Annotated in this window: 34 protein-coding genes and 2 tRNA genes; 18 read left to right on the plus strand and 18 right to left on the minus strand. The window is 58.3% G+C overall.

All coding sequences use genetic code 11. From position 1 onward, the window contains the following. The first annotated feature begins 63 nt into the window (after positions 1-63). Positions 64-140, plus strand: a tRNA-Pro gene (locus tag AB7828_RS06140). 21 nt (positions 141-161) lie between these two features. Here the strand turns inward: AB7828_RS06140 and AB7828_RS06145 are convergent. The 5 genes from AB7828_RS06145 to AB7828_RS06165 form a co-directional block, all read right to left on the minus strand. Beyond that, positions 162-641 carry a DUF192 domain-containing protein gene (locus AB7828_RS06145; protein ID WP_093758517.1) on the minus strand — a complete coding sequence of 160 codons (480 nt, stop codon included), beginning with the start codon at positions 639-641 and terminating at the stop codon, positions 162-164. A gap of 164 nt (positions 642-805) precedes the next feature. Beyond that, positions 806-1,465, minus strand: a complete 660-nt coding sequence (locus AB7828_RS06150; protein ID WP_170849667.1) for a cold-shock protein — start codon at positions 1,463-1,465, stop codon at positions 806-808. 193 nt (positions 1,466-1,658) lie between these two features. Next, positions 1,659-2,420: an SIR2 family NAD-dependent protein deacylase gene (locus AB7828_RS06155; RefSeq protein ID WP_441229684.1), complete on the minus strand. Its 762-nt coding sequence runs from the start codon at positions 2,418-2,420 to the stop codon at positions 1,659-1,661. A 104-nt stretch (positions 2,421-2,524) separates the two neighbouring features. Continuing rightward, positions 2,525-2,887 carry an H-NS histone family protein gene (locus AB7828_RS06160; protein ID WP_441229685.1) on the minus strand — a complete coding sequence of 121 codons (363 nt, stop codon included), beginning with the start codon at positions 2,885-2,887 and terminating at the stop codon, positions 2,525-2,527. 129 nt (positions 2,888-3,016) lie between these two features. Beyond that, the gene (locus tag AB7828_RS06165; RefSeq protein WP_093758515.1) at positions 3,017-3,256 is read right to left on the minus strand and encodes a hypothetical protein; all 240 of its coding nucleotides are present in this window, start codon (positions 3,254-3,256) and stop codon (positions 3,017-3,019) included. A 138-nt stretch (positions 3,257-3,394) separates the two neighbouring features. On the opposite strand from AB7828_RS06165, the gene AB7828_RS06170 reads away from it, so the two are divergent. Next, positions 3,395-3,883 carry a hypothetical protein gene (locus AB7828_RS06170; protein ID WP_441229686.1) on the plus strand — a complete coding sequence of 163 codons (489 nt, stop codon included), beginning with the start codon at positions 3,395-3,397 and terminating at the stop codon, positions 3,881-3,883. Between the two features lie 123 nt (positions 3,884-4,006). On the opposite strand, the gene AB7828_RS06175 is transcribed toward AB7828_RS06170, so the two are convergent. The 3 genes from AB7828_RS06175 to AB7828_RS06185 form a co-directional block, all read right to left on the minus strand. Continuing rightward, a complete protein-coding gene (locus AB7828_RS06175) occupies positions 4,007-4,204 on the minus strand; it encodes a DUF3606 domain-containing protein (protein ID WP_089264248.1) in 198 nt (65 codons plus the stop codon). Positions 4,205-4,320: 116 nt separating this feature from the next. Continuing rightward, positions 4,321-4,569: a DUF6719 family protein gene (locus AB7828_RS06180; RefSeq protein WP_139212548.1), complete on the minus strand. Its 249-nt coding sequence runs from the start codon at positions 4,567-4,569 to the stop codon at positions 4,321-4,323. A 161-nt stretch (positions 4,570-4,730) separates the two neighbouring features. Continuing rightward, entirely contained in the window at positions 4,731-4,937 is a 207-nt protein-coding gene (locus tag AB7828_RS06185; protein ID WP_089264246.1) for a hypothetical protein, read from the minus strand. Between the two features lie 282 nt (positions 4,938-5,219). Between AB7828_RS06185 and AB7828_RS06190 the strand changes: the two genes are divergently transcribed. Together AB7828_RS06190 and AB7828_RS06195 are read left to right on the plus strand one after the other, a co-directional pair. Continuing rightward, positions 5,220-5,387, plus strand: coding sequence for a hypothetical protein (locus AB7828_RS06190; protein WP_158550333.1), 168 nt, complete (start codon positions 5,220-5,222; stop codon positions 5,385-5,387). A 223-nt stretch (positions 5,388-5,610) separates the two neighbouring features. Further along, a complete protein-coding gene (locus AB7828_RS06195; protein WP_184516802.1) occupies positions 5,611-5,796 on the plus strand; it encodes a hypothetical protein in 186 nt (61 codons plus the stop codon). Positions 5,797-5,929: 133 nt separating this feature from the next. On the opposite strand, the gene AB7828_RS06200 is transcribed toward AB7828_RS06195, so the two are convergent. Beyond that, positions 5,930-6,259 (minus strand): hypothetical protein, encoded by a 330-nt coding sequence (locus tag AB7828_RS06200; RefSeq protein WP_184516805.1) that lies wholly within the window; start codon positions 6,257-6,259, stop codon positions 5,930-5,932. 467 nt (positions 6,260-6,726) lie between these two features. Between AB7828_RS06200 and AB7828_RS06205 the strand changes: the two genes are divergently transcribed. Next, on the plus strand, positions 6,727-6,972 hold the full coding sequence (locus tag AB7828_RS06205) for a hypothetical protein (protein WP_081422011.1): 246 nt from the start codon (positions 6,727-6,729) through the stop codon (positions 6,970-6,972). Positions 6,973-7,068: 96 nt separating this feature from the next. After that, positions 7,069-7,434 carry a PRC-barrel domain-containing protein gene (locus AB7828_RS06210; RefSeq protein WP_089264240.1) on the plus strand — a complete coding sequence of 122 codons (366 nt, stop codon included), beginning with the start codon at positions 7,069-7,071 and terminating at the stop codon, positions 7,432-7,434. Positions 7,435-7,514: 80 nt separating this feature from the next. Here the strand turns inward: AB7828_RS06210 and AB7828_RS06215 are convergent, their stop codons facing one another. Then, positions 7,515-7,688 (minus strand): DUF3606 domain-containing protein, encoded by a 174-nt coding sequence (locus AB7828_RS06215; protein WP_089264239.1) that lies wholly within the window; start codon positions 7,686-7,688, stop codon positions 7,515-7,517. Positions 7,689-7,943: 255 nt separating this feature from the next. Between AB7828_RS06215 and AB7828_RS06220 the strand changes: the two genes are divergently transcribed. Next, the gene (locus AB7828_RS06220) at positions 7,944-8,111 is read left to right on the plus strand and encodes a hypothetical protein (RefSeq protein ID WP_441229687.1); all 168 of its coding nucleotides are present in this window, start codon (positions 7,944-7,946) and stop codon (positions 8,109-8,111) included. Positions 8,112-8,659: 548 nt separating this feature from the next. Here AB7828_RS06220 and AB7828_RS06225 read toward each other — a convergent pair. Continuing rightward, on the minus strand, positions 8,660-8,845 hold the full coding sequence (locus AB7828_RS06225) for a hypothetical protein (protein WP_441229688.1): 186 nt from the start codon (positions 8,843-8,845) through the stop codon (positions 8,660-8,662). 484 nt (positions 8,846-9,329) lie between these two features. Here AB7828_RS06225 and AB7828_RS06230 point away from each other — a divergent pair, with 484 nt between their 5' ends. The 4 genes from AB7828_RS06230 (at position 9,330) to AB7828_RS06245 (ending at position 11,751) form a co-directional block, all read left to right on the plus strand. Continuing rightward, a complete protein-coding gene (locus tag AB7828_RS06230) occupies positions 9,330-9,854 on the plus strand; it encodes a PAS domain-containing protein (RefSeq protein ID WP_441229689.1) in 525 nt (174 codons plus the stop codon). A gap of 163 nt (positions 9,855-10,017) precedes the next feature. Further along, entirely contained in the window at positions 10,018-10,185 is a 168-nt protein-coding gene (locus AB7828_RS06235) for a hypothetical protein (protein WP_244628521.1), read from the plus strand. A 138-nt stretch (positions 10,186-10,323) separates the two neighbouring features. Next, positions 10,324-10,773 (plus strand): VOC family protein, encoded by a 450-nt coding sequence (locus AB7828_RS06240; protein WP_089264233.1) that lies wholly within the window; start codon positions 10,324-10,326, stop codon positions 10,771-10,773. Positions 10,774-11,103: 330 nt separating this feature from the next. Next, positions 11,104-11,751 carry a glutathione S-transferase family protein gene (locus AB7828_RS06245; RefSeq protein WP_441229690.1) on the plus strand — a complete coding sequence of 216 codons (648 nt, stop codon included), beginning with the start codon at positions 11,104-11,106 and terminating at the stop codon, positions 11,749-11,751. Between the two features lie 21 nt (positions 11,752-11,772). Here the strand turns inward: AB7828_RS06245 and AB7828_RS06250 are convergent, their stop codons facing one another. Next, a complete protein-coding gene (locus AB7828_RS06250) occupies positions 11,773-11,925 on the minus strand; it encodes a hypothetical protein (protein ID WP_158005731.1) in 153 nt (50 codons plus the stop codon). A 12-nt stretch (positions 11,926-11,937) separates the two neighbouring features. After that, positions 11,938-12,192: a PilZ domain-containing protein gene (locus AB7828_RS06255; RefSeq protein WP_175368958.1), complete on the minus strand. Its 255-nt coding sequence runs from the start codon at positions 12,190-12,192 to the stop codon at positions 11,938-11,940. Positions 12,193-12,521: 329 nt separating this feature from the next. Here AB7828_RS06255 and AB7828_RS06260 point away from each other — a divergent pair. From AB7828_RS06260 to AB7828_RS06280, 5 genes are all read left to right on the plus strand, one after another. Next, positions 12,522-12,596: transfer RNA gene (locus AB7828_RS06260), tRNA-Glu, on the plus strand. 1,311 nt (positions 12,597-13,907) lie between these two features. Continuing rightward, positions 13,908-14,612 carry a hypothetical protein gene (locus tag AB7828_RS06265; RefSeq protein ID WP_441229691.1) on the plus strand — a complete coding sequence of 235 codons (705 nt, stop codon included), beginning with the start codon at positions 13,908-13,910 and terminating at the stop codon, positions 14,610-14,612. Next, a complete protein-coding gene (locus tag AB7828_RS06270) occupies positions 14,609-15,055 on the plus strand; it encodes a DnaA N-terminal domain-containing protein (protein WP_441229692.1) in 447 nt (148 codons plus the stop codon). The genes AB7828_RS06265 and AB7828_RS06270 overlap by 4 nt, the downstream gene beginning before the upstream one ends. A gap of 466 nt (positions 15,056-15,521) precedes the next feature. Then, positions 15,522-16,136, plus strand: a complete 615-nt coding sequence (locus tag AB7828_RS06275; RefSeq protein WP_441229693.1) for a hypothetical protein — start codon at positions 15,522-15,524, stop codon at positions 16,134-16,136. Positions 16,137-16,350: 214 nt separating this feature from the next. Next, entirely contained in the window at positions 16,351-16,761 is a 411-nt protein-coding gene (locus AB7828_RS06280; RefSeq protein WP_439058434.1) for a response regulator, read from the plus strand. 9 nt (positions 16,762-16,770) lie between these two features. Here the strand turns inward: AB7828_RS06280 and AB7828_RS06285 are convergent, their stop codons facing one another. Further along, entirely contained in the window at positions 16,771-18,696 is a 1,926-nt protein-coding gene (locus AB7828_RS06285) for an HWE histidine kinase domain-containing protein (protein WP_441229694.1), read from the minus strand. 376 nt (positions 18,697-19,072) lie between these two features. Then, entirely contained in the window at positions 19,073-20,404 is a 1,332-nt protein-coding gene (locus AB7828_RS06290) for a TAXI family TRAP transporter solute-binding subunit (RefSeq protein ID WP_441229695.1), read from the minus strand. 214 nt (positions 20,405-20,618) lie between these two features. Between AB7828_RS06290 and AB7828_RS06295 the strand changes: the two genes are divergently transcribed. Beyond that, a complete protein-coding gene (locus AB7828_RS06295) occupies positions 20,619-20,933 on the plus strand; it encodes an HdeA/HdeB family chaperone (protein WP_441229696.1) in 315 nt (104 codons plus the stop codon). 147 nt (positions 20,934-21,080) lie between these two features. Here the strand turns inward: AB7828_RS06295 and AB7828_RS06300 are convergent, their stop codons facing one another. From AB7828_RS06300 to AB7828_RS06310, 3 genes are all read right to left on the minus strand, one after another. Then, positions 21,081-21,344 carry a hypothetical protein gene (locus AB7828_RS06300; protein ID WP_120290313.1) on the minus strand — a complete coding sequence of 88 codons (264 nt, stop codon included), beginning with the start codon at positions 21,342-21,344 and terminating at the stop codon, positions 21,081-21,083. A gap of 74 nt (positions 21,345-21,418) precedes the next feature. Then, positions 21,419-22,102 (minus strand): hypothetical protein, encoded by a 684-nt coding sequence (locus AB7828_RS06305; RefSeq protein ID WP_441229697.1) that lies wholly within the window; start codon positions 22,100-22,102, stop codon positions 21,419-21,421. A 49-nt stretch (positions 22,103-22,151) separates the two neighbouring features. Then, positions 22,152-22,325, minus strand: a complete 174-nt coding sequence (locus AB7828_RS06310) for a hypothetical protein (protein ID WP_441229698.1) — start codon at positions 22,323-22,325, stop codon at positions 22,152-22,154. A gap of 294 nt (positions 22,326-22,619) precedes the next feature. Here AB7828_RS06310 and pflB point away from each other — a divergent pair, with 294 nt between their 5' ends. Beyond that, entirely contained in the window at positions 22,620-24,890 is a 2,271-nt protein-coding gene (gene pflB, locus AB7828_RS06315; RefSeq protein WP_441229699.1) for a formate C-acetyltransferase, read from the plus strand. Positions 24,891-24,894 lie beyond the last annotated feature (4 nt).

Consider the following 24,894-nt stretch of genomic DNA (forward strand, 5'->3'; position numbering starts at 1 on the left):
GCGAGAAATCGCCGGCAGATGCCTTGCTGCCCCCGGCCTAAGCGTGTATCGACACCGCATCGTCGGGGTATAGCGCAGCCTGGTAGCGCGGCGGTTTTGGGTACCGCAGGTCCTAGGTTCGAATCCTAGTGCCCCGACCATCCCCCATAATATTCAATGACTTAGCGCTTCTTGAACAGCGGATGGACCACTTGGTCTCCCGGCGCGATTCCGTATTTTTTGGCGGTGCCTGCAACCACTTCGAGAACAGCCCGTGCGGGGCCTCCCGATGAAATGATCTTGAGGGATTGTGGCTCGGTATTCTCCGCGATCCGGAGCACCCGGCCGTCGCCGGTAATGAAGACCATGTCGAGCGAAACGAAGGTGTTCTTCATCCACATGGAGACCTGCTGCTCCGGCGTGAAGTCGAACAGCATGCCGCGGCCGTCCGCGAGCTCCTTGCGGTACATCAGACCGGTCGCCCGCTCCTCGTCGGTCTTGGCGATTTCGACGGAGAACATCCGCACACCTGACTTGGTGACGATTTCGAGCGGCTGGAATTCGGCGGCTGCGGCTGGCTTGTAAGGGCCGACAAGGGCCAGAGCGGCGATCACCGCCAGCATCGAGAGGCGGCAGCGGGCGGCGAAGCGAAACAGACTCATGAAGGGCAATCCACGCAAAGAGCCCGGTCAGGACGCCGGGCGGCGCGACCCTAGCCTGACGACGCGTGCCAGCGCCAGACGGTCGTGATGCACAGCCGCGTGATAGCCCTCAGACCGTAAGGCTGGCAGGAAACCCGCAAGAAACTTGGAAAACCGTAGACGGCTTAGTGCGACGAAAGACCCGGCGTACCGCCTTCGGGCTGGATCTCGGCAGCCATCATGCCCTTGGAGCCGGGCCCGAAGCGCACCAGCACATACTGGCCGGGACGCAGCTCGGTCATGCCGAAGCGGCGCAGGGTTTCCATGTGGACGAAGATATCCGGCGTGCCTTCGCCGCAGCTGAGGAAGCCGAAGCCACGCAGCCGGTTGAACCACTTCACCTGCGCCCGCTCGAGGCCACTGGTGGGCGTCACGCTGACATGGGTGCGCGGCGGCAACATCTGCGCCGGATGGATGGCAGTCGACTCGTCCATCGAGACAACGCGGAAAGCCTGATAGCCCTTGGACCGCTGGGTGCATTCAACGACCACACGGGCACCTTCATAGGCCGTCTGGTAGCCGTCGCGGCGAAGCACGGTCACATGCAGGAGCACGTCGGCTGCGCCATTGTCAGGAATGATGAAGCCATAACCCTTGGAAGCATCGAACCACTTGATAACACCGCTGATCTCGACGAGATCGACGGCGTTGCCTTCGCCGACACCCGCAAAGGGGTCGAGTGCGTCGCGGCTTGCGTTGCCTGAAAGCTCATTCCCTGGTCGCGGACCACCCGCTCCGGGAATCAGTCCCCCCAACCGCTTGGACTCAAATGCGTCCGACCCCATGGCCCCGGATCCCACTATCATTTGCGCTGTCAGCCCTGTCAGCGCCATCTCACATGCCCCATCGAAGCTAATTCACGATGGCGCGGTGCGAATCTTTCGATTCGAAGATAACACTGTCGCCTGATCAGCAAAGACAAAAAACGAACACAGTGACAGCTATGAACAGCTTGCGCTCAAACGAATCAGATGCGCATCAATTTCCGACGAATGGTCCGAGCGTTTCGCCGATATCATGGCGAATGACAAGGTCAGCGTGATCGTCCTGCTCGGTCGCCTCATTGTTGATGATGACAAGACGTGCACCGGCATGTTTCGCCATCATCGGGAATCCCGCTGCGGGCCACACGACGAGCGACGATCCAATCGCAATGAACAGATCGCAGTGCTGCGATAGCTCGGCTGCGCGACGCATCTCGTCTTCAGGCATCGCTTGGCCGAATGAGATCGTCGCAGCCTTCACGGGCGCGCCGCATACCGTGCAGTCTGGCGCCTGTCTTTCGGAATCGAATCTGCTCTTCACCCAATCGAGCTCATAGCGCCTCGCGCAACCGATGCAGCGCGCATAGGTCGTATTGCCGTGCAGCTCGATCACAGCGTCAGCCTTGAAGCCGGACGCCTGATGCAGGTTGTCGATGTTCTGGGTGATCACAGCGGGAATCTTGCCGGCCTTGTAGAGCGAGGCGAGTGCGCGATGCCCGCGACCAGGCTTGGCCGCAGCGAATGTCTCTTCCATCGCAAAGCGCCGGCGCCAGGCTTCATCGCGCGCGTCCTGGCTGGCGACGAATTCGTCGAACGGGATTGGTTGATTGCGGGTCCACAAACCAGCAGGCGAACGGAAATCGGGAATGCCCGTTTCGGTCGAGATCCCCGCGCCGGTGAACGGCACGATGGTTCTGGCTTCGGCGATCATCTCGCCAAGACGATCCACGCCAGTGCGAAGGTCAGTTGCAATCATTGGAAGGTCCGAGAGGAAGTGATCCGACGACAATGCCGCAGACCGGGATCCGGTGCCATGCCGGGATCAACGCATGTTTTGCTTCGTCGCCACGTTTCCTGGATCTATTTCGCTTTGGCGCGTCCGTTCCTGGCGGGCTTGTCGATCAAAAAGTCTTCCCGCTTGCGACCGGCGGCGATCTCCTTCGCGAGCCAGCCCGCAACACCGCCGCGCCCGGTCCAGGTCTCTCCCGTTTTGGGATGGCGATACTTCGCCGGAACCTTGATGCCTTTGACGTGGCTGGTTCTGCCGTCGACATTTCTGATCTGTGCGAGTTGCGCCTGCAATTCGGCGCGGTGCGCTTGCAGCTGCTTGTCGATATCCTCCCGCAATGCGAGGAGTTCGGGAACCGAAAGAGATTTGATATCAAGGGCCGGCATAAACAAGCTCCGATCAAATACGTCCGCACTCCTTCCCAAGGCGCGCAAAATACGCGCCAGCGTGCGTCAATTAAATGAAATGCGGGCGGTGTCAAAACACCACATCAAAATCAAATATCGGGGCGAAGCTGAAATGAGCTCCGCCCTTAAGTAATCAAATACCGATTTGCGAAATCTTTATGCAGCCCGCGAGACATCGGCGGAGAGCTCGCTCTTCGGCAGATCGTCCTTCTTCGGCTTTGCCACTGGTGTCGCCTGAGACTTTTTCACGGACTTGCCGTACTGCGCGAGCTTATCCAGCTCGGCTTCGAGCTCAGCCTGACGCGCAGCAACTTTTTCCGCCAGCTTGTCGGATGCATGATCGCGCAGTGCCGCAAGTTCCTCGATGCTCAGTGAGTCCAGATCGATCTTGGCCATGGAAATCTCCGTTTGTTCCGAACTAGCGGTAACATCCATGCGCCGCAAGCGCGGCAGAGCGATCATCCACCGAAGACATCATGATGGATGCAATTCAATTGACGTCGAGCTCACGCTTCGCAGAGAATGGATGCGGGATTGGGGAAACGCGTCATGGCATCTTGGAAAGAAGAGCGTGACCGACTGGTCGCGCAGACGCTCGCATTCGTACAGGAGGTCGCCGCCGCGCATCCGGTCGCGGCCCAGCGACTGAACATCTGGCAACCGCCGAGCCACGCGCCATCGCAAGCGTCCGTTTCAACGCAAACCGTCACCTCGCCTGCCACCGTGGACGCAGATCGTTTGATGGCTCCTGCTCTGATTGTACATGCGGCGAACGCAGCAATTGAAACCTCGGAGCGTAGTTCGCAGGACCTTCCTGTTGCAGGTCCAACCAACGTGCCATCTCCTGTCCGGAAAGATCCGCTCTATTCGGGCCCATCTGAACGGGCCGAGATCCTCAAGCGCGTTGCGTCGTTCAAGGCTCGCCAGGCCCAGATGATCCATGAGCGCGACGTCTACTACGAAGCCATGCAGACGCGTATCCGAACAACGCTGCGGAACGATTCCGGGCGCGACCGGTTGTAAAGCCGGAGCAGTTTCCCCGATGCTCTGTTTTCAGAAAGCCCCGTCCTCCCCCGGCGGGGCTTTCACCTTGCGGGCTTCAACTTGCTGGAGCTTCAACGCGAGGGGACGACCTGTCGGTTCGGGTTATTTGCCGAGGTGTCGCCGCACGGCGGCAACCGAAGAGCCGACCTTTTCGATCGCGGCGTTCAATTCGGTCGGCGAGACGCTTAGCCGATAGGCCCAATAGTCGCGCTGGGTAGCGTCACTGGAATCGATCACCGGCGCCGGCCGGACGCCGCGTTCGGACGCCAGGACGACGGCGACTGGGACGAGACTGATCATGCCGGCAGGGTAACACGTCGCCCGTACAGCCCAAGCGAGCGCTCGCTCCAACGTTAACAGGCGATTGATGCGATCTCGGAAAGTCGTCCAGCCCAAGCAAGCCTTGCCGCGAGCGGTTACTGAACCACCGAGCCCAGCGAGGCCTGGATCTCATTGAGCGGGATGCACAGCTTCTTGCGGCGCAGGCCACGAATGGCGCCGGTGACCTTCAAGATCTTGCCAGCGGCACATGACCCGTCCTGGACCAGCGCGCTCTCGTAAGGCGCCAGGATGAGCGGTTCAGCTGTCCGAATGGACTGAGCTGCGGAAGGTGTGGCCAACGCCACCAGAGAAATTCCGAAAGTCCCCAAAACCCAAAAACGCATGGTCGTCCCCAACACAGCAAATACGCACCGGTCCAAGGGTAATCGTTCACGCCCTTCAATTTTTGCAGCCGGCTCTCCCCGAGCCGTTACCGCAATTATTGCCCCGGACCACCGCGAAACACAAAGCAATTTTCGCGCCGATTTCCGGTTTCAGCATAGGGTCAGAGCGTGACCTGCTCGTGACCGCACTCCTTGCAGGTGAAAGACACCCGCGCGACACCCTTTGGCGCCGAGACCTTGTTCGCCGCGCCGCACTTGCCGCAGGTCGTCATAATCCGTGTGTCGCCCTGCTTCACTACCAACGCCTTGCGCTCCATGGTCTCGCGGATCAGACGCTCGGCCTCTTCGCGCATTGCCTGCTTGCTCATGCAGCTCTCCTGACAGACGCCGAAGCAAAAGGCCCCGAGCGAGCGGCCTTATAGCCGATGACGATGACACTCTCCATCGCGATCAAAATCGGGACCCCGGATCGCACCATTCCCCTGCAGAATTTCCGTGCATTCCAATCTGCCGCAGCGAGATCCCGATGGACAGAATGGCTGACCTGAACTAGAACAAATAGAGAACATCATTCGCCAATGTTTTATCGGGATGTCACAGGAATCGCCGGGTTGGCGGGGCATACGCGGCTGGAAAACAGGGAGACTGACATGGATTTGCAGGCACGTATCGACCTTTGGAAAAGCATCGATCCGGATCCGGAATTCTGCCGCAAGGCAGAACGAGAAATGTTGCTGTTGAGTTGTCAGGACGAAGACTGGGTCAACGCCCGGATGCGGGATTTCGAACAGGCGCTTGCGTTGGAGAGTGCTGAATAACGGAACCCTTTGGCGTCGACGGCGTTACGTCTGCGCTGGAATACCCAACCTCGCTTCACAGCGGTGATGCGAGGTTTTGTTTTGCCGGCGATTCGGTGCAGGAGATCTAAGCTTGCGTGAGTGTCGCGCGCTGCGACTTATCCACCGGTCGCCTTGCAAAGATCGGATTGATGCCGCATTCGGCATCGATGCTCTCCTTGGGGAGCGAAACGAAGAGAAGAGAATGAACGAAGAAAGAATTTCAGCGGCACGCGCCGACATGGAACGCCGGGTGGCAGAATTTCGCGAGAAACAGGCGAAGTTTCAGCGCGAACGTGAAGACTATTACGAGACCACGATCGAAAAGGTACGGGCCACCGACTGGAACGAGTTCGTGACGCCCCGTCAGGACCGCCGCGTGCGGCACTAGCTACGATCTGCTCGCAGCAGCGACCAATAAAAAGCCCGCCATTATCTGGCGGGCTTTTTATTGGTCGGGAGTCACAGCGAGTGCAACGCACAAGGCCCGAAGCAATGCTCCGGGCCCTGATATTGTTCAGCCTCTACCAATAGCCGTAGCTACGATAGTAGCGCGGCCCACCATAGGCATAGGGGCCGGGACCATAGTAACCGCCATAATAGGCCGGACGGTAATAGCGCGGTCGGTAATAGCCGTAGCCGGGACCGTAGCCATAATAGCGTGGGCCATATCCGTATCCGTACGGTCCGTACGCACCATAGGCCCCCGCGGCCAGCGCACCTGCGGCAATACCAAAGCCGATTGCGGGACCCGGTCCCCAACCTCTACCCCATCCGCGCGCTTCAGCCGGCGCCGTCATGGCGGTCGTGCCGATGGCTGCGACAGTGGCCAGGATCAATGCTGCTTTTTTCATGTGATACCCTTTCTGTTCACCACCGGCCAAATAACGCCAAGCTTTTTTGTTGGTTTCAGGGCCTGTAAGATTTCACCGCTCGGGTTCCAGACCGGAGGTGCGTCATGATGCCCATTCGCTATCGCCGTGCGCAGCTCGCACGCCAGCTTCAGGCCTTTCACGCGGCGCACCCCGAATTCATCCGAGAGCGGCTTCGCGCTTTCGACGAACACAACGGACGCGACAAGATGATTCCCGTGACGCATCGCAAAATGAAACCGTCACCCTATACGCGTCGCTTGGCTGCGCTCCCCCGCGACAAGGCGCCGATTAGCTCGGGGTGAAGCCTTAACGCGCCCCATATCGCCTTCACGTTTCATTCACCATGAGGGGCCGGTTATCGGAACGGCTCGCAAAGCCGACGCTTTCCTCTCCATGAATGTACGCGGTGTCGCACGGACACACGTGCGAGCAGTGGAGTAATGGCGATGATTGAACAGATCGCAAAGATCGACAAGGCGCTCGATGAATTGCTCGTCGGCCTTGGCCAGATGGTGCTGCGCCTATCGAGTCCGCATGTCACGCGTACGCGCGAGGAACGCGAGGCTCTTGTCCGCTCAGTCAATCAGTTCTCAACCTGCGCAGCCCGCTCCAGCGATCCGCGGGTCCTCAAGCTTGCTGACGACTTGCAAAATACGCTGAAGCCGCGCCTGCGTCTCGTGGCCAGTCGCTGACGACGCTGGGCGTCCCAAAACATTTGCGGGGCAACGACGTAGGAACGTTTCTCCCTTTTACCTGTTGGCCAGACACAACCAAAAGGGAGGCTCTACATGCCCATCGAAGCAAGTGAACAAGGTAACCTGATTGGCAGCGACAAGGTCGAAGGCACCGCAGTGTTCGGCGCTGACGACCAGAAGATCGGTTCAATCGAACGCGTGATGATCGACAAGAAGAGTGGCCGAGTGTCCTACGCTGTGCTCAGCTTTGGCGGCTTTCTCGGCATCGGCGACGATCACTATCCCCTGCCCTGGCAGTCACTGAAATATGATACCGCACTGGGCGGTTATCGCACTGGCGTAACGCAGCAGCAGCTGGAGAACGCTCCCAAATACGGCAACGACAATAGTTGGAATTGGGCAGACACATCGCGGGCCCGCGCGGTGAACGATTACTACGGCGTTCCCATGGGCATCTGACGCCCGGGATATACCACACAGCAGAACGGCACCCGATCGGGTGCCGTTCTTGTTTGTTCACCCAGTCCGATGCATCGGCTCTAGTGCGCCAGTTCCTTGCGCACTGCCGCAGCCGCATTGCCGACTTTCTCTACTGTTGCCTGCAGCTTCTCGCGGGACACACCGAGCTGATGGGTCCAGTATTTCACCTCATGCGCCTCGTGCATGTTGATCTTGCTGCGATCCGGCTGACCCTTGTTCTTCCGGTCGTCCATCGTCGTCGGCCTCTTCAATTAACTGGTTGATATAAATGGCGAGCTGCTCGCCGGCGTCATTGAAATCTTCGTCCACGCAAGGTGTCCCATATGCCGTTTGGTGAGTGCAAAACATGCACGACTGTGACTTGTTCCGGGCGCCGCTCACCTGCCACACAAGCAATCGTTCAAATGCCGGAGATTCCGCCAACCCGGCTTTAACTGCACTTCCAGAGCTCGGAGAACCCAATCGCACCCGCGGCATTATGGGAGATGATGTCCACAGCCCTTGTCGTTCAAACCGTCGAACTGAGGCCGAACCCGCCGCCTTACGGTCGGCTGTCATTGCGCAAGGGGGCATGGGACCAGTTGCAGGCGAAACGGGCCTATGACGACCATCACGAGCTGCCCGAGGCGCCGGTCGAGCTCGACAAGAAGGTCTGAGGTAGCCACCAGTCCGCGGCGATCCACGCTATTGCGAAACGCCCCCACCAATGCCGACGCTCCCGCCGACCCTGATGCAGGTCGACGTCCCCTCAACCTGGACGAAGCCCGCGCCGTATTGCTTACACGGATCTGGTTTTCGTGGTGCCGGCGTCATGCTCTGCTTCGTTGCCACTGGCTTCTTCGACGCCGCAGCGAAGGCCTGCAGCGGTATGACAGCGATCAGCAGTCCAACAGCGACAATTCTCATGGTCTTCCCTCGCCGCTTGCATGCGGTCGCATAGCTCATTGGAACGAACGCCGCAGCGCGGTGTTTCCATGGCATGGGACCGAGAGAAGAAGATAATAGTGTATTCCTGCTCAGCGCGGTCGCGCTTGTCTGCGGAATGATCGCCTTCGTACCGTGGCTCCTCAAGCCGACACCCGCTGTTGCCGATAAAGGCGCCCAGCATGTCGCCTATGAGCGACCCGCATTGCCAGAGCCTGTACGCGTGATCGTACCCTTCACCCCAAACACCACGCCAAGCCAGCGTTGACGGTTTGCTTGGCTAGTTGGCAGTCACGGGCTGGCCGGCGGTGCGAGTGAGCTTGTCAGCTTTCAGCAGGACATGGTCCGTTGCCGGCTGCGGCCGTGCAAAGAAGCTCACGGCGATAAAGGCTGCGCAGAACAAAAATCCTACCAGCATCACCCGTCGATGCGTCGGCTTGTCGGCATTGTGAAACGAAGCGGACATGGTCACTCCCTCGATGGGAAATGAATAGCTCACTCTTATTTCCGCGCAATCATACTCTGGTTTTAACCTAACCGATGAAGGTTACTTGGCCGATCGGATTTTAACGAAGCCGTTGTGGACTGTTAATTTCCGGCGCTCCCGCGATCAAACTAAACTACAGAACCGCATCCTACCTGGTTCGTTACTTCCTCGGCCTGTTACTTCTTATCGACGTTGTCCTGCGAAATCGGCGGAGTGCAAGTCTCCTTCGCATACTTCTCAGCGAGTTCGAATATTTCGCGACGGCGCTCCGGCTCGTTAATGGTGAGGTAAGTCACAACCATTTTTAAGGCCTCCTCGTCCGAAGCCCTTCCAAACCGCCACACGAGTAACACTCCCAAGTTGTACAGAAAGGTTTCGGAACCTTTTCCCTGTACGTTGAATTGAATGCCCATCAATATACGCAATATTACGGTCAGTTGGCCAATAAGTTCCGGGAGCGGTGATGATTGTCGGTCGGCCCATCTCGGAGATCTGCAGGGAGCTCGCCGTCTCGGCGCAGGCGGGCCATCACACAGTTCTCGCGCAGATCCTGCGGATGGCTTCGCTCGAAGCCGCCCAGAGCGGCGTGCGTCATCATGAAGGCGATTCCAGTATCCAGGATCGATTGGTCGGCACCTGGGACTGGGACATCGCCAATGACCGCGTCTATGCAGACAGCAAATTCGCCCGTCTGTTCGGCGTCAATGCGGATTTGGCCTCGCGGGGCACGCCATTACAAGACTGGCTGGATGCCATTCATCCGGACGACATCGATGATGTCGCCGCCGCTATCAATCGCTCACTGACGACCGGTCAGGTGTTCTCCCGTGAATATCGCGTCGTCTCTCACGGCGACACGCATTGGGTCTATGCGCGCGGCAAGTGCACGCTCGATTCGTCGGGCAAGGCGGTTCGGTTTCCCGGCGCCATCGTCGACATCACGCGGGAGAAGATCGATGACCATCATTTCAGCATCGTCCCGACCTAGTCCCGTACGGTTCGAGATTGCCCTTTACGACAGCGTTGCCGATAAAATGCTGCGGTCACGGCTTAATACATCGTCGCCGGGAACGTAGCCTTGTGCTGCCGGTTATGCCCGCATGGCAAGGAAATTTTTTAGCGTCGTCGTCGTTCGCTCCGTCGAGGAATCCGTGGAGATCGTCGTGGAGGCCAAGAGCGCCGATGACGCCCATGTGGCGGCCATTCAGCATTTGCAAAAAAGCGGTGACGAATATGCGTGGGAGAAGCCGCGCAAGGATTTGACCGTCTGGCACAAGCGGGAAATCGATACGCCCGCCATCGTGGATGTCAGCGCCTGAGGGCAACGCTCTTCACAATTCAGATGGTGCGCCCTCTTTCTCAAGACGACATCTGCCATTTGTCTTGTTTAGCTGCTATGGCAAGCGCCGCTGCCCTAGTGGTTGCACGCTTGTGTCGATCCCATGGAGACAATCCCAATGCGCTACCTTCACACCATGCTGCGCGTCCGCAATCTGGATGCGGCCCTGAAATTCTATGCCGATGCGCTCGGGCTCAAGGAAGTCCGCCGGGTCGACAACGACAAGGCGAAATTCACTCTGGTGTTCTTGTGCGCCGCCGAAGACGAGGCGTTACTTGCCAAGACCAAGGGACGAGGCGCGCCGCTGGTCGAACTCACTTACAACTGGGACGAAGAGAAATATGGCGAGGATCGCTATTTCGGTCATCTCGCTTATGAGGTCGACGACATCTATGCGACCTGCGACCGGTTGATGAAGCTCGGTATCACCATCAATCGTCCGCCGCGCGATGGCCAGATGGCCTTCGTGCGATCGCCCGATCTGCATTCCATCGAGCTTCTGCAGAAAGGCGACGCACTGCCGCCGCAGGAGCCATGGTCGTCAATGCCCAACACCGGACATTGGTAACTCAGAAAACGCATCGCTGCAGGTGCAGCGGTGGAACGCCATGAGCAGTGCCGCGTTGTTGATGCGATACTGATTTCATGGAGGCTGAGACAATGGGACGTGGAATTCTGCTCTGGCTGCTGGGTGTACCGATTCCGGTGATCATTCTGCTGTGGCTCTTCTTCGGTCGCTGACGCCTCCCAAGCTGAACCCATGAACAGGCCTCGCTCACGCGGGGCCTGTTTCGTTTGCGGGCTCGCTTCTTTGTGAGAGGTCGGCGCGAGACCGGCCTTGCGATGGCGGCGCGTTGCTGGCTAAACCTGCGGCGCTTATCCACCAGCGAGGTTCATCGTGCCGCAGACTCCCACTCCATCCCTGCAGATCTGGGGCCGCGCCAATTCGGTCAATGTGCAAAAGGTTCTGTGGTGCTGCCATGAACTCGACGTCGCCTATGAGCGCATCGATGCCGGCATGCAATTTGGCCGCAACAGCGAGGCCGACTATCTGGCGATGAATCCCAACGGCCGCGTGCCCACCTTGGTGCAAGGCGATTTCGTGCTGTGGGAATCCAATTCCATCATGCGCTATGTCGCCCTGGCCTATGGCGCTACATCGCGCCTCTACCCATCCACGCCAAAGGTGCGCGCCGGGATAGAGCGCTGGCTCGACTGGACACTGACGACATTGCAGCCGGCCGAACGCCCGTTGTTCTGGGGACTGGTGCGGACGCCCGTTGCCGACCGCGACATGGCCGCGCTGCAGAAGGCCGCGGATGCCAATGCGGCGCTGTGGGAGATGGTCGACCGGCAACTTTCCCGTCAGACCTGGATGGAAGGCGACGATTTCAGCCTCGCCGATATCGCCATCGGTTGCTATGCGCGGCGATGGTTCGGCGTCGAGGGCGTCATCCGCCCTGCACTTCCGCATCTGCAACGCTGGTATCAGGCGATTTCCGCGCGGCCGGGCTTCCAGACCTATGTCGCGCCACCGCTCTCCTGAACGCAGGCGTTCGCTTGAACGTTAGTTCAACGAACGTTCGAGCAGCAGGATGCCCATGATCACCACCAGCGTGATCGCGGCCACGACCAGGCGCATGGTCCAGTTCATGCCGCGGCCGATCCACCACAGCAGCGCGCAGCCCATCAATACGGGAATGACGATATCGGGGCGCACGATCGTGGGGCCCTACGCGATGAAGCGAACGCCCAGCGTCTTGCCGCGGCGCCAGACCACTTCACACGTACGCCCGGTGCGTGCGTCGCGCGAGAAGGCCAGCTTCATCTTGTTGGGGACCGACGTGGGATCGTCGACGACGACTTTCGCGCCGGAGGCCGAGAGATCCAGTACATTGCATTGCCGGGCCGCGAATCCACCGTCCAGCGTGATCCATGCGGCCTGGTGTACGGACCGGCGTGTGTCGCGTTTTTTCGTCACTGCCATCGCATCACTCCACGCCCCCGGGAGAGAGCCTTAAGCCCGCATGCTTTAAGAACCGTTGAGAGGTGCAGAAGAGTTCGAAATGTCCTGTGCACAAGGTCCGTGCGCCGCGCATGGGGATCATCCACCTGATCCCTCACCGCCCACTTGCCGACCCGAACAAACGTCACTATACGTTCGGCCGCTGGCACCAAACTGATTTGCTTTCGGTCGGTGCCGCCCGCGATAGATCAGCCCTAAAGCTTTGATGTTGCGGCGATTTTAGAAATAGCCGTGCAGAACCGCGGTATCCTTGGCCTGATTTCGGGCCGCTGGATCGGCCGGGGTTTTTTGCTCCCTTCGTCTATCGGTTAGGACGCCACCCTTTCACGGTGGAGAGAGCGGTTCGATTCCGCTAGGGAGCGCCAAAGCTCTTGTTCCTAAGAAATTCCCCAACAAAATCAAGCACGCAGCTGACACCCGTTTGCCATGTTGGACGTTTTGTTGGACGTTTTCAGCGAACTTTGTTCTTGATCCGTTCACGGTCTATTATGGTCGAGTGACGGCCAGGTCGCAGCTCGCCGCCCTCTCGATTTCCTAAGTTACCTGTTCCGTTGCGGAACGGGTAAAAGCCGATCTTGTCGTAATGCAGGGTGGCGATGGCCGCGCAGTTCCTGCACCCCCGATCAGTTCTTCGCGTTATTCGAAGCACGACAACGGCCTGTCATAATTGCCCTTCTCTAGGTCCGAGTGAACGGCCGACCGGGATGATCCGTGCGCCTCTTCGTGCCGGGCCTTTTGCTTTCCCGCAGAGGTGACAGGCCGCATTGGTTTTGCAGCTTAGAATAGAGCACACTACTGAACCGCCGCCCTGCCCGGATTCACGCAATAAAACTCCTCCCGGAACAGTTTCTGCCGATGTCGCTCGCTATCGCTCGAAGAAATGTTCCTCAATTGAACAATTCTTTTCTCCGGCCAGGACTAGCTGCCAAAATTCATTAGCGAGCATCTCGGGCGGCCCTTTCGATGCGCATGACGGCAATCTGCCAATGAACCTTTAGGTATTACGGCGCTCGACAAAAAGCGCCGAATCAGTGTTTTCATCCGACTTCGGACGCCTGCAACCGGTCATCGTCACCGAGGAGCAGATCTATCCGGTCTTACATCCCACGGATGTCGGAACGGATCGTGAGGAGCCATACGGCTTCGGCGCACTCATCGGCCTCGCGGAGGCAATGAGACGCGCGAAGCGCGCCGTGAATTCTCCTGCAGAATGCAACTTCATTGTGAAGCGTGCTGGTCACGCATGTCGTTCAGCTGCTGCTATCAACAGGCGGCAAATTCGCCCCGTTCAATGGCAGCATCAACAGCGTTGACACGAAGGACGGACTCAGTATTTTCATCCACGCATTCTCGCGCGAGACGCCTTTTCCAACTGGAAGAGAGTCAGGTTGAGCTGGAAGACGTGCCGACCGGTACGAAGGACAGGTCAACGTGGATCAGATAAAGATCCAGGCGCAACGCCAAGGCTCCATGAGCTTGGCGAAACAAAATGCATTTCGCTCAAGCCCGGCTCATCGCCGGGCTTTCGCGTTTCTAGAGCATGGTGTGTGGGCTCTGTTCCACGCTTCTCGGTCATTCCTGCGTGGACGTCGCGGCCCCTATTACGAGCGCCGCCTCTGAATGCGTCACGCAACGGCCGGAAATCCCAAAAAACTGCTCAATCGGAACGAGCGTCGATGACTATAATCAGAAGAAAGCACAGTTCCCGCTACGCGTCGTTTCCAAATTCGATCTGGGAAGACGGCAGGATCGGCGTCGATGAAAAAGGCGTCCTGGGATATCTGCTGTCACGACCTCCGAATTGGAGTGTGCATCTGTCGCAGGTCGGACGGGTCATGGGTGTTGGCAAGGATCGCATGCAGCGAATCTTTCGCACCCTGATTGCTGCCGGTTACGTCACGCGCGAAACGATCCGCAATGAAAATGGTTCGTTCGTCGCCCTCGAGTATGTGATCCGTGACGAGCCCGCACCCGTGACGGACGCCGATGATGACGCAGGCGATATTGCAAGACACGCTGTGGCATTTCTACCGCAGCCTGAATACCCGGCTCCGGCCGACCCGGCGCCGGCTAGGGCGGCTGCATATAAAGGAATGAAGATACTAAATACTGATTATACTAAACCTTCTTCTCATACCGAGAGCTCTACTGCTGCGCGCGCGCGACCTCCTTCAACACCGCCTCCTGTCCGATCTGAGGCGCTGCAGTCTCAAATTGCTGGCCGTCTGGGTCGCGGTGACGTTGCCCTTGGCTGGGAATTGCTCGGCGAACTCGCTCCAAGCCGGTTGGACCAACTGACCGCACAACAGCGATCTGGCAGCCTTTCCGAAGAAAGCCTCGCAAGGGTGCGTCTCGAACTGATGAGTCGGACACCGGCATGAAGGGTAGCATTTCAATGGATCGACTATCGCGCCTGGCAGACACGCTTCACAAGGTCGATGATGCCGATGCGAAGTTCTTGGCGAGGTTGATCAAGGGTTTCGTGCACGTCATCGACGATGCCGTGCGCTCATCCAACCCGGCCCAGTCAGACGCGGCGCCCGCCGCTCAACCCAATCCTTTCCATCGGCCGGACATGCATCCACTGCTGGCCGCAGTGGTGGCGCGTCTACGGAAGAGGCTTGGCGATGAGGTGTGCCGCGCGTGGATCGCGAAGCTGAATTTCCAAGGCGAGAGGGCGGATGTTGTCACGCTGACTGCACCGACCAGCTTCATCGCTGACCACGTCAATGCTCAGTTCGGTCTGACGCTGCTCGATGCGTGGCAAGCGGAAAAGTCAACCGTCATGCGGGTGGTGGTTCGTCCTGCCCGACCCGATCCGTAGCGACCGACGGGCGCTGACGAAGTAGGCGATTGGGCGGAACATGAGCGCTAGCGCATCAGCGAACTGGTCGGTTCCACACCCCTTCTGATGTCGAACGTGGGCTTCCACCGCTCCCGCATCGCGCGACTGGACAGAGCCTGCCAGCATGTTGCGCAGACGCCCCCCCGGTGTAGGGACCGTATGCCCGGTTTTTCGTGTTACACGGGGTCGCAGCCCCTAGCATTTTGTCAGTAGATCACCTCGCAAGCGGTACACGCGTGCACGCATTCACACGTGTGTTTCCACGTATAACTCTGGCCGAGCCTCCCCGTGACCTCCCGCAGGACGGTCACCTTGGCGATGCCGCCAGCCGATTTGCGCTGGCGGCTGCTCGAGACAGATAAATGCAGCGCCCCTTCATAAACTGCCCCCAGTCCGTGATCCGGGCTCGGGCCGATCGCCCGCTTCTCTTGTTCGTGACCGTGACGTGACTCGGAAGCGCCTGGTGCGGTGCGCGGCCGCCATCCATGCAGGCGCTGACGCCTGGAGCGCATTCACGAACAATAGCTGGAACGTCGGGCTCCAGGCTGACATATACCGCCAGAACGGCGGCCTGATCCCGACGATTACGATACAGGAGACTTTAACGCGCTCCGTGCCCGACGCTTCACTGGCGACGACATCTTTCAACAACGTCATCGAAGCGGATTACGCTCTGAACGATGACGAGACGTGTGGAATGCTGGCCGCCTTTCAATACACAAAGGTGGCAGCCGGTACTGTCTTGGCCACCGTCAATGCAAACCTGATCGGCTACGTCGGCGGCTACTACCAGTGGGACAACAATTGGAAGCTCACCGGTCGCGTCGGGGTTCAGTCTTTCGGAGGCGCACGGCTCCTCAATTTTAATCCAATTGCATCGTTCACTCAGCCACTACTCCGTATAGACCTAGACCAGTTAGATGACAGTGATAACCATTTGTTCGGCGCCTCGTTACAGGTCTCCTGGGTGCCGAAGCCTTCTTATCAATTGACCTTCAGAACACCGTTATACATTGTAAGGAACATGACACTGAATAGCGTTCCTTCCACGAGGCTCTGAACTCGGAAATCTGCTGGTGAACAGTTGAAACTGGCGGGGATTTTCCACTTTACGATTGCAGCGACAAGGTTGTGGGCCTCAGAAAGGGCATTCGTCGGCATAGGCTTTCCCGCTTCCGGAACAGGCACGGATTTGAGCGTTAGCGTTCCGATAATCGCTGGCGTGGCAGCAATGAAGACAGGTCACAACAGATACCATTGCGCAGGGATCCAACATGGCGCTGATCGGTCACCAACCCATTGCAAGCGGACCATCGGAACTGAAAGGCACACATATCCTATTGGTTGAAGACTCTTGGCAACTCGGCAATGCTATGAAACGACTGCTTCGCTTATTGGGAGCGGATGTATCCGGTCCAGCTGCTACCATAGCCGACGCCGAGCGCCTGATTGCCGAAGATGCCCCCGATGTAGGCATCATCGATATCAATCTCCGAGACGGCGAGCGGTCTAACGACTTGATTGATCGCCTGCACGAACTTTGTATTCCCGTTCTCGTCGTCACAGGTTACTCGTCCGTCTCTCTACCTCCCGGCAAGGCCGAGGCCATTCTGACGAAACCCGTAAGAGCGGAAACACTTCTCGCGATGTTGCGCCCTATCCTTAACAGACAGAAGGAACGATGAGAGGTCCTTTCACGTGGCATCGGCTATGCCTGTTTTGAGTGGTATCTCGATTGTACAGGATATACCCTCAGACGAAAATGCAAGGTTGACCGTACCACCGAGCTCATGCGGGATGAGACTGCAAATGAGGCTTGTTCCGTATCCTTGCTGAGGCGGAGCCGCCTCTACCGGTGGACCCCCTGTCTCGCGCCACACGATGTTCAAAACTTTCGCGGCGCCTCCATTACTGCGGGAGCCCCAGCTTACGGACACCCGGCCTTCCGGGATCGACAGTGCGCCATATTTGGATGCATTCGTCACAAGCTCGTGCAACACCATCCCCAGCGCCTCAACTGCCACGGCGTTGAGCGCGATATCGGGTCCGCAAGTCGTCGTGTTTGCTTTCGTCGCATAGGGCGCCAACTGGAGGCGGACAATATCCGCGACGCGAACTCGCTCCCACTTATTCTGGCTTAACAACTCATGGGCAATTGCCATGCTTTGAATGCGCTGATCGAGGGATTGGACAAATTCGTCCATCGTACTGCTGCCCTGTCTCGTGCACATGGCGACCGCCCCGACCCGCGCAAGCACATTTTTGACGCGGTGATCAAGCTCTGCCACCAGCAACCGTTGATGCTCCTCAGCTCGCTTGCGTTCCGTTATATCGCGGGTCAGGCCCCTGATGCATATGCATTCCCCGGCTTGGTCGAACTCGGCCGTTGCCGTTTCTTCAAGCCACATTTCCCGACCGTCGGGGTGCATCACTCGAAAGGTGATTGCATACGAAGGTTTGTCCGGCCGGACATTTTTCACCTGCGACTTGAAGCTAGCGCGGTCATCAGGGTGAACCAGCGCAAAAAAGCGAATTGTTGTTAACGGAACTAGTGTGTCGCAGCCAAGTACGTTCGCAGCGTTTTCACTATGTCGCGACAAGCCGGTGCGAGCGTCCCATTCGAAGGCCATTACCGCACCGGCCTCCAACGCCTCTTCCAACCGGGCCGCAACCTCGCTAACCGCTGCCTCGTGCTCACGCCGCTCTGCGAACAGAGAGGCAAGAACCAGCGCGCAGAGCGACGTTGTCAGGATGGCGGCTTGCGCGCCCACGACGCGTTCGTCTATCGGCAGATAAGGGGTGCCGAAATACCCAATGTCAAAGGCTATAGTCCACACGATTGTCAGCGCAAAGATGAATGCTGCTGCCGCGGCGAACATCGGTTGGCAACGGGCCGTCAGCAGCAGCAATAGCGGGAACAGCAGCGCGATGGGAACCACATGCGTCCATGATCCGTGCGGCGGAAAGACAACAAGGGCGCCCAGCACAGTTATTGCCAAGAGCAGTAATGATCCTTCCACAGCCTCGTTTGCCGACGGCGGGTTGCGCACGGCCGCGCCAGTTCCGATCAGCAACGGCGCAAAGGTTACGATGCCAAGCGCGGCTGACGCGAACCAGTGCTCCCAAATGGTCAAGATCGGTGCTGTCGAACCCTGGAATAATTTGAACCCCAAGATCCCGCCGATCCCCGAGATAGCGCTCGCGAAAACCGCTGCCGCGAGCAATTCGAGGACATGTCGCAACCGGTCGAGAGCGAAACCCGGACCAAATCTGTGCTCAATAAGGCCAGCGGCAAGCAATGCCTCACCGGCATTGCACAGAGCGAAGATGACAGAGCCTGCCAAGGTTCTGTCTCCTGACATATTGGCTGCAATCGTTGCCGCGGCGGTCCCGATCGCAACTGGCAATTTGGCACGGGGACCAAGCGCTATCAGGGCTCCGGTGGCAACACCGGAAGCCGGCCAGAACACGGCCACGCCATCAGGCTTTGTCAGCAGAGTAAGACCGAGCCGCGCCGCTAGAAAAAACGCGAAGCCAACCGCCACGGTCACGCCAATCGCGGTGACCCATTGCCGGGTCGGATCAACTGCCCCTAGCCGCCCCACGCCATTGCCAGTCAAGAGTGCCTCCGCCCTGGAATGATCCCTGCCCCAACATCAAAGCATGGGAGGCAATCCCCAGCTAGAGCGGCAGTTACAAATACGTTGCGACATTCGTTCTGGATCATTCTCGACCGGGCCGAGGGCAGTTACGGCGCTGCCCGAGACGTTCCCGAATTCTGAAACCGGAGCCACGAAATCCCACGGGGTCTGGCTGAGGTGATGCCAGCAACACCCCGCATTGTCCTGTTCTTGAAACGATGGAAGTCGACTACCTTTCGCCCTACTAGCAATTTTGCCCGATTGCGTTCGGTCGACCGAAGCTACGAGCGGTACGCCGCACACGGCAGGCAACCTCCAGAGCGGCGTGCGCTCGGGCAACGCGGGAGGAATTGCATTAAGCCTGTTTTCCAGACGCGCCAGTTCGCTGCGCCCCAACCAACAGCTTGCGATCATGGATCAGGTTTTCCAGCCGATGGGCTGCCACGTTTAGCGCAACAACATCGCGGGCCTCCTCATCGCTCGACGCGCGCTTTAATTGTTGCGTCTGAAGCACTCCGTCGATCTCGCGCTCGATTTCGTCGAGTTCAGCCTCATCGCTGCTGCCACGGATACGCCGTCCGAGTGCATAGAGTACATCCAGCGCCTCCTCTTGGGTCAGCGGCGGCTTCGCCCACAGGAACTTCCAGGATGCAGCGAACACGGACGCAAGCGCGCCCACGATCATAGGCACCAAAAAGATTATGTTGCCCCATTTGTCCAGAAAACTCACCTGCGTGCCGTTGTAGAATACCGCCGCCCCCGGGTGCGCCGGCAGATAGGCAGACGCGTCTGTATCGGCCGCCGAGACCTGAGCCAAGATCGGCAATTCGGCCAATAAGTCGCGCCGCGCTTTCATCACGGATTCCGTGAGGTCCGCCACGAGATCGCTGCTCAACGTCTTTTGGGCAACCAGATAGAATGCGGTCCGCAGCGTAGTGACGTCCTCCGCCGGATTGGGCGGAGAGCCTCGCAACGTACCTTTTGGGATTTCGAAGGACTCATACGCCCGCTCCTTCTGGGCAATAGCCGGAGCCGATTCGATCGGGATCAGTGTTGGGCCGGATTTCCCGGCCTGCGGGAACAGACTGCGCAGAAGCGACAGATACTTTTCCGCAAGTGGCATCACGATCAGTATCGCGCGCACTTCCTTGGAGTCGATCATGCGTCGCGTGTCAGCCAGCCCAATATTCTTGAAGACGACCCCAGATCGCGTGAGGTCATACTCGTCGATCAAGACTTTTACGAGCCGCTGATTGATATCGCCGCCGACTACGCCAACGTTGGCGCGCTTCAGGCTTGCAATATCAGTAATAGGAGAGCCCGGTGGAGCGACCAGCAGAGCCACCGTATACGTCACAACGGCGACCGCTTGCGCCTGCGAGAGGTCGCCAACGTCACCCCTGACCACGGCAAGATCCACCGTGCCGGAAGAAAATGCATCGGCCGCTTCGGTAGCGCCTGCTGCCTCAACGATGTTGAGCCGCACCGGCGCCTTCTGCTGCGCCAGCCTGCTAGCCAATGCAGCGACCAACCTGCTCGCCTCGCCATCCAGTGACCCCGCCGCGATGGAGAGGGTTGTAGGCCGGGCATGCCAGTGCCAGGCAAATAGCCCGGCGCTCGTCATCAGAACGACAGCGCCTGCGACCAACGTGATCCGCAGCCAGATGGGTAGCTTGATCGCGTCCATGCTGCGTGTCTCGCACAAAAACTCCTCCGCTGCGGCTCTGTGACCGTAAAAAGAGGAGCGTCAGCCTGCTGCCAGGAAATGACCGACACTAATGGACTCCTGACCAGACCGCCCATTGATTCAGATCAAGTCCGGGTAGCCGCAACCAGCGGAATCTGCCCGCCGAGGCATAGCGCGGCCGCTTGGTTGCGTATGAAACAACGCAGAGGGCGGCATGCATAAATTACTCGTTGCGACCACGGTCATATCATCATTGGCGGCGCCAGCCGCTGCAGAAGACAAGATGGTCGTCGACATGAGCAAGATGAGCTGCAATGAATTGACCAAGCTCGGCTTCCAGGATTTCTCCGGCATCGCCATGTGGCTGAGTGGCTACCACAATGCGAGCGTTCGAAATACCACCATCGACCTCTATCAATTCGCGCAGGCCGCTAAGGTGGTGAAAGATTACTGTTCGGCAAACCCGCGCGCAACGGTGGTGTCCGGCGTTGAACGGGCGCTCGGCATCAAGATGCCACGACCGCGGTAGAGAGTATCGCTGCTAACAGCTATGCACGGACAAGAAGTCAGCATCGAGTGACCACTTTAGGCACGTTGGGATTTCGTGGAGCTGTCATCTATTCATCGCCGGTGCTGGCTGTCGAGTAAGACAATAGCGATATCGTAGCGGCACAATCTATTTCGGAAGGCATTCCACATTAAATGCAATGATGATCTGCGCAGGGTCGGCCTTACCGACACTCTTAAGGTCTTCAAGCCCACTTTTCAACTTGGCTCCCGCCTCCTTTAAGCTGCCTTCAAGCATCAGCTTGGCCTTCTTGCATCGTTCCTCGTTGGAGAACTCCTGAAACACGACAGTTGGAAGAAGTCTCCATTCCGATCTGTCGTTTGTCACCGCAGGGCTCACCGAGTAGGAAAAGACGTACATCAGAATCCACATCGACATGCTCCATCTATGATGTGATAGCGATGATGACCTTGCGTCTGTGCTACCATCAATAAACCCAATACGCCTTAATTTTGCGGCGGCAGCGCCTCCGAACTAGGAACGGGCCGCCTGTCGTACAAGACCGACGCGCTGACGACCAAGACCCACAGTGGGAAAACGAGCAAGCTTCCATCGAAGTAATTGCTTCCAAGCAGAAGAACAGCTGCGATGACATATCCGCCGACCGCCAGCCAACGCGGCGTCAAACGGGTATAGATAGCAATAGTCGATGTCGTGATCATGAAGACGGCCGCCGTCTTCGCCAAATAGATGTTGACCATCCCGTAGGCTAAGCCGCGCCCGAAGTGAAACGTCGCAGAGTGAATGAGCAACTCGGGCGCCGCGTGGAACGCAATGATGATCGCACCAACAACCGCGGCCGCGGCGAAGAGCATGGCCAACATCAAAAATCCGCTTCCTAAGAAGACCGTAGCAAAAAAACGATCTTCCCGTGCCCCGAGTCGATCGCGAAGAACTCCCACGAACCATAGAAAAGCTATCCCGGCGAATGGCACTAGGTTCATGGCCAGCGTGACATAACCGGTGTCTCCCGCAAGCCAAGCTCCCCGCTCGAAAGGATCGGAGGGGACTGAGAGCCGCATGAGCCCAAACACTGCAAACAACAGGACCGAGAATATGATCCCGGCGAACGCCGCGGCCTTTGGCGTTCTCAGATAGGCGTCCGTTAAAGGCGGCTCGCTCGGAATCACAGCGAAGCTCCCGAGAAGGAAGAGATCGAAAGTCTTTGTCTCGCAGGCACTAGTCGCGCTTGGGCGGCTGCTGACCTAGCCGCATGCGCTGCGCTCTCATTCGTTTTATTTCTTCATTCAGCGCATCGCTCTTTTCGTCGCGTACTGCGCTATCCGATTTTGCATCGTTCTCACGCAGTTTACTCAACGCTTTCTCTACGGAGAGTTTGGGTGTTTCAGCCATTCGGAACCCTCTTTCAATTCACACAACGCCAAGAGCCTTTCTCCCCTACAAGTTCGCAGCACATATCAGGCGGTCCCGCCGCATCGCTGCAAGACCAGCCCCCCTAAACTGAGTGACCGCTCGGGCGGGTAAGACGACGGAGAGGCAAGAACTCTGTGGATACAACTGCGCTTGGCTCAGCGTTGGCTTGATCTAGATCAAGCATCGGTAGTTCGGCTGGACCAACATCCGAGACACTTGCTCGCGCAAAATCACCCCATCGGCACAGCGACCGAGGAAGCACCGGAGGAAACCATGAAAGCAAGTGCTGCACTCAGGAAGGAAGCTGACACCAAAGATTGCTGGAAGGGGTTCCGGACAGGAGACTGGCAGACTTCGATCAATGTGCGCGATTTTATTGTCCGGAACGTTACGCCTTATACCGGTAGCGAGACTTTCCTGGCAGCTCCATCGCAGCGCACAAAGGCGGTATGGGCGAAACTGCAGCCTTACTTTTCGGATGAGAGAAAGAAGGGCGTGCTTGCGGTAGATGCGGCCTCTCCTTCCACTATGCTGGCACACAAAGCTGGCTATATCGATCGCGACAACGAAGTCATTGTCGGCCTGCAGACGGATGAGCCCTTCAAGCGAGCGATCTTCCCGTTTGGCGGCTTGAGGATGGTTGAGAACGGTTTGCAAGCTGCCGGCTTCGAACCTGACGCGCGCGTGCACGAGGCATTCACGAAATATCGTAAGTCGCACAATGACGGCGTGTTCGACGCCTATACGCCCGAGATCATGAACTGTCGGAGATCCGGGATCGTTACCGGTCTGCCCGACTCTTACGGGCGCGGCCGCATCATTGGTGATTATCGCCGTTTGGCTCTTTACGGGATCGACCGTCTCGTTGAGGTCAAGCAGGCAGAACGCGCCCAGATCGACGACATGTGGCCAACCGACGAAATCATTCGGATGCGCGAAGAACTCTCGGAGCAGATGCGTGCGCTCGGCGATCTGGCTGCCATGGCGAAGCTCTACGGGAGCGACGTATCCAAGCCAGCAGCGAATGCACATGAAGCATTCCAGTGGACGTATTTCGCCTATCTTGGCGCGATCAAGGAGGCAAACGGCGCCGCGATGTCGATCGGCCGTATATCGAGCTTCCTCGATATCTTCATCGAGCGCGACCTGAAAGGCGGCATTCTGGACGAAACCGGGGCCCAGGAGCTCTGGGACCAGCTTGTCCAGAAGCTCCGCATCGTCCGCTTCCTCCGTACCCCTGACTATGATGCGTTGTTCAGCGGCGACCCCTACTGGGCGACCGAATGCGTTGGCGGCATGGATTTGGACGGGCGGGCTCTGGTGACCCGAAGCAGCTACCGGATGCTGCACACGCTCTACAATCTCGGTCCGGCGCCCGAGCCGAATATTACGGTGCTCTGGTCGACCAAGATGCCCGCGCCCTTCAAGCGATACTGCGTGAGAGTCAGCAAGGACACCTCTTCACTTCAGTACGAGAATGACGATTTGATGCGACCTTTCTGGGGGGACGATTACGGCATTGCCTGCTGTGTTTCGGCAATGCGCCTCGGAAAGCAGATGCAGTTCTTTGGAGCGCGGGTCAATCTGGCGAAAGCACTGCTCTATGCCATCAACGGCGGCCGAGACGAAGTATCTGGCGAGCAGGTCGCGCCTCAGTCGCAGCCCGTTGCGGGTGATTTCCTCGACTACGACGATGTGATGGGCAAGTTCGATACGACGATGGAGTGGCTCGCCAAGATTTACGTCCACGCCATGAACTGCATCCACTATATGCACGACAAGTACTTCTATGAGCGTCTGGAGATGGCGCTTCACGACCGCGACATCCTGCGGACGATGGCGTTCGGCATAGCAGGCCTCTCGGTGGTTGCCGACAGTCTCAGCGCTATGAAGTACGGGAAAGTACGCGTCGTGCGAGACGCGACGGGACTTGTGGTTGACTACCAGAACGAGGGTAACAAGTCGACGCCGCAGTTCGGTAACAACGACGACCGGGTCGATCAGATCGCCTCTAGCCTCGTCACGCGTTTCATGGAGAAAATCCGTAAGCATCCGACCTACCGGAACGCGACACACACCCAGAGCGTGCTCACGATTACGTCCAACGTCGTCTACGGCAAAGCCACCGGAAACACCCCGGACGGACGGCGGAAAGGAGAGCCGTTCGGACCTGGCGCGAACCCAATGCATGGACGCGATAGCCACGGTTGGCTCGCGTCCTGCCTCTCGGTCGCAAAGCTACCCTACAAGGATGCGCAGGACGGCATCAGCTACACAGTTTCGGTCGCTCCCCAGAAGGCTCATCTGTCGGAAGACCAACTCGTGGATGAAGCAGTCAAGGCATTCGACGTGTACTTCGATCGAGGCGGGTTCCATATGAACCTGAACGTCATCGACAGGGAAACGCTCGAGGACGCGATGAAAAACCCCGACAAGTATCCACAACTTACGATCCGGGTCTCGGGTTATGCCGTGAATTTCGTCCGACTGACGCCAGAGCAGCAACGCGACGTGATCAGCCGCACCTTCCACGGCCAGATCTGAGCGA

Source organism: Tardiphaga sp. 215_C5_N2_1 (genome assembly GCF_052076055.1).
In the GTDB taxonomy this organism is placed as follows: Bacteria; Pseudomonadota; Alphaproteobacteria; order Rhizobiales; family Xanthobacteraceae; genus Tardiphaga; species Tardiphaga robiniae.

What these genes read in the sequence shown, in the direction of transcription:
- AB7828_RS06195 (WP_184516802.1), top strand. Translation starts at nt 5,611, where the DNA reads ATGAACGAAGAAAGAATTTCAGCGGCACGCGCCGACATGGAACGCCGG.
- AB7828_RS06225 (WP_441229688.1), bottom strand. Translation starts at nt 8,845, where the DNA reads ATGTCCGCTTCGTTTCACAATGCCGACAAGCCGACGCATCGACGGGTG.
- AB7828_RS06165 (WP_093758515.1), bottom strand. Translation starts at nt 3,256, where the DNA reads ATGGCCAAGATCGATCTGGACTCACTGAGCATCGAGGAACTTGCGGCA.
- AB7828_RS06255 (WP_175368958.1), bottom strand. Translation starts at nt 12,192, where the DNA reads ATGGCAGTGACGAAAAAACGCGACACACGCCGGTCCGTACACCAGGCC.
- AB7828_RS06210 (WP_089264240.1), top strand. Translation starts at nt 7,069, where the DNA reads ATGCCCATCGAAGCAAGTGAACAAGGTAACCTGATTGGCAGCGACAAG.
- AB7828_RS06270 (WP_441229692.1), top strand. Translation starts at nt 14,609, where the DNA reads ATGAAGGGTAGCATTTCAATGGATCGACTATCGCGCCTGGCAGACACG.
- AB7828_RS06155 (WP_441229684.1), bottom strand. Translation starts at nt 2,420, where the DNA reads ATGATTGCAACTGACCTTCGCACTGGCGTGGATCGTCTTGGCGAGATG.
- AB7828_RS06150 (WP_170849667.1), bottom strand. Translation starts at nt 1,465, where the DNA reads ATGGGGTCGGACGCATTTGAGTCCAAGCGGTTGGGGGGACTGATTCCC.
- AB7828_RS06145 (WP_093758517.1), bottom strand. Translation starts at nt 641, where the DNA reads ATGAGTCTGTTTCGCTTCGCCGCCCGCTGCCGCCTCTCGATGCTGGCG.
- AB7828_RS06180 (WP_139212548.1), bottom strand. Translation starts at nt 4,569, where the DNA reads ATGCGTTTTTGGGTTTTGGGGACTTTCGGAATTTCTCTGGTGGCGTTG.
- AB7828_RS06295 (WP_441229696.1), top strand. Translation starts at nt 20,619, where the DNA reads ATGCATAAATTACTCGTTGCGACCACGGTCATATCATCATTGGCGGCG.
- AB7828_RS06215 (WP_089264239.1), bottom strand. Translation starts at nt 7,688, where the DNA reads ATGGACGACCGGAAGAACAAGGGTCAGCCGGATCGCAGCAAGATCAAC.
- AB7828_RS06310 (WP_441229698.1), bottom strand. Translation starts at nt 22,325, where the DNA reads ATGGCTGAAACACCCAAACTCTCCGTAGAGAAAGCGTTGAGTAAACTG.
- AB7828_RS06175 (WP_089264248.1), bottom strand. Translation starts at nt 4,204, where the DNA reads ATGATCAGTCTCGTCCCAGTCGCCGTCGTCCTGGCGTCCGAACGCGGC.
- AB7828_RS06185 (WP_089264246.1), bottom strand. Translation starts at nt 4,937, where the DNA reads ATGAGCAAGCAGGCAATGCGCGAAGAGGCCGAGCGTCTGATCCGCGAG.
- AB7828_RS06300 (WP_120290313.1), bottom strand. Translation starts at nt 21,344, where the DNA reads ATGTGGATTCTGATGTACGTCTTTTCCTACTCGGTGAGCCCTGCGGTG.
- AB7828_RS06190 (WP_158550333.1), top strand. Translation starts at nt 5,220, where the DNA reads ATGGATTTGCAGGCACGTATCGACCTTTGGAAAAGCATCGATCCGGAT.
- AB7828_RS06200 (WP_184516805.1), bottom strand. Translation starts at nt 6,259, where the DNA reads ATGAAAAAAGCAGCATTGATCCTGGCCACTGTCGCAGCCATCGGCACG.
- AB7828_RS06265 (WP_441229691.1), top strand. Translation starts at nt 13,908, where the DNA reads ATGACTATAATCAGAAGAAAGCACAGTTCCCGCTACGCGTCGTTTCCA.
- AB7828_RS06240 (WP_089264233.1), top strand. Translation starts at nt 10,324, where the DNA reads ATGCGCTACCTTCACACCATGCTGCGCGTCCGCAATCTGGATGCGGCC.
- AB7828_RS06220 (WP_441229687.1), top strand. Translation starts at nt 7,944, where the DNA reads ATGTCCACAGCCCTTGTCGTTCAAACCGTCGAACTGAGGCCGAACCCG.
- AB7828_RS06205 (WP_081422011.1), top strand. Translation starts at nt 6,727, where the DNA reads ATGATTGAACAGATCGCAAAGATCGACAAGGCGCTCGATGAATTGCTC.
- AB7828_RS06290 (WP_441229695.1), bottom strand. Translation starts at nt 20,404, where the DNA reads ATGGACGCGATCAAGCTACCCATCTGGCTGCGGATCACGTTGGTCGCA.
- AB7828_RS06230 (WP_441229689.1), top strand. Translation starts at nt 9,330, where the DNA reads ATGATTGTCGGTCGGCCCATCTCGGAGATCTGCAGGGAGCTCGCCGTC.
- AB7828_RS06280 (WP_439058434.1), top strand. Translation starts at nt 16,351, where the DNA reads ATGGCGCTGATCGGTCACCAACCCATTGCAAGCGGACCATCGGAACTG.
- pflB (WP_441229699.1), top strand. Translation starts at nt 22,620, where the DNA reads ATGAAAGCAAGTGCTGCACTCAGGAAGGAAGCTGACACCAAAGATTGC.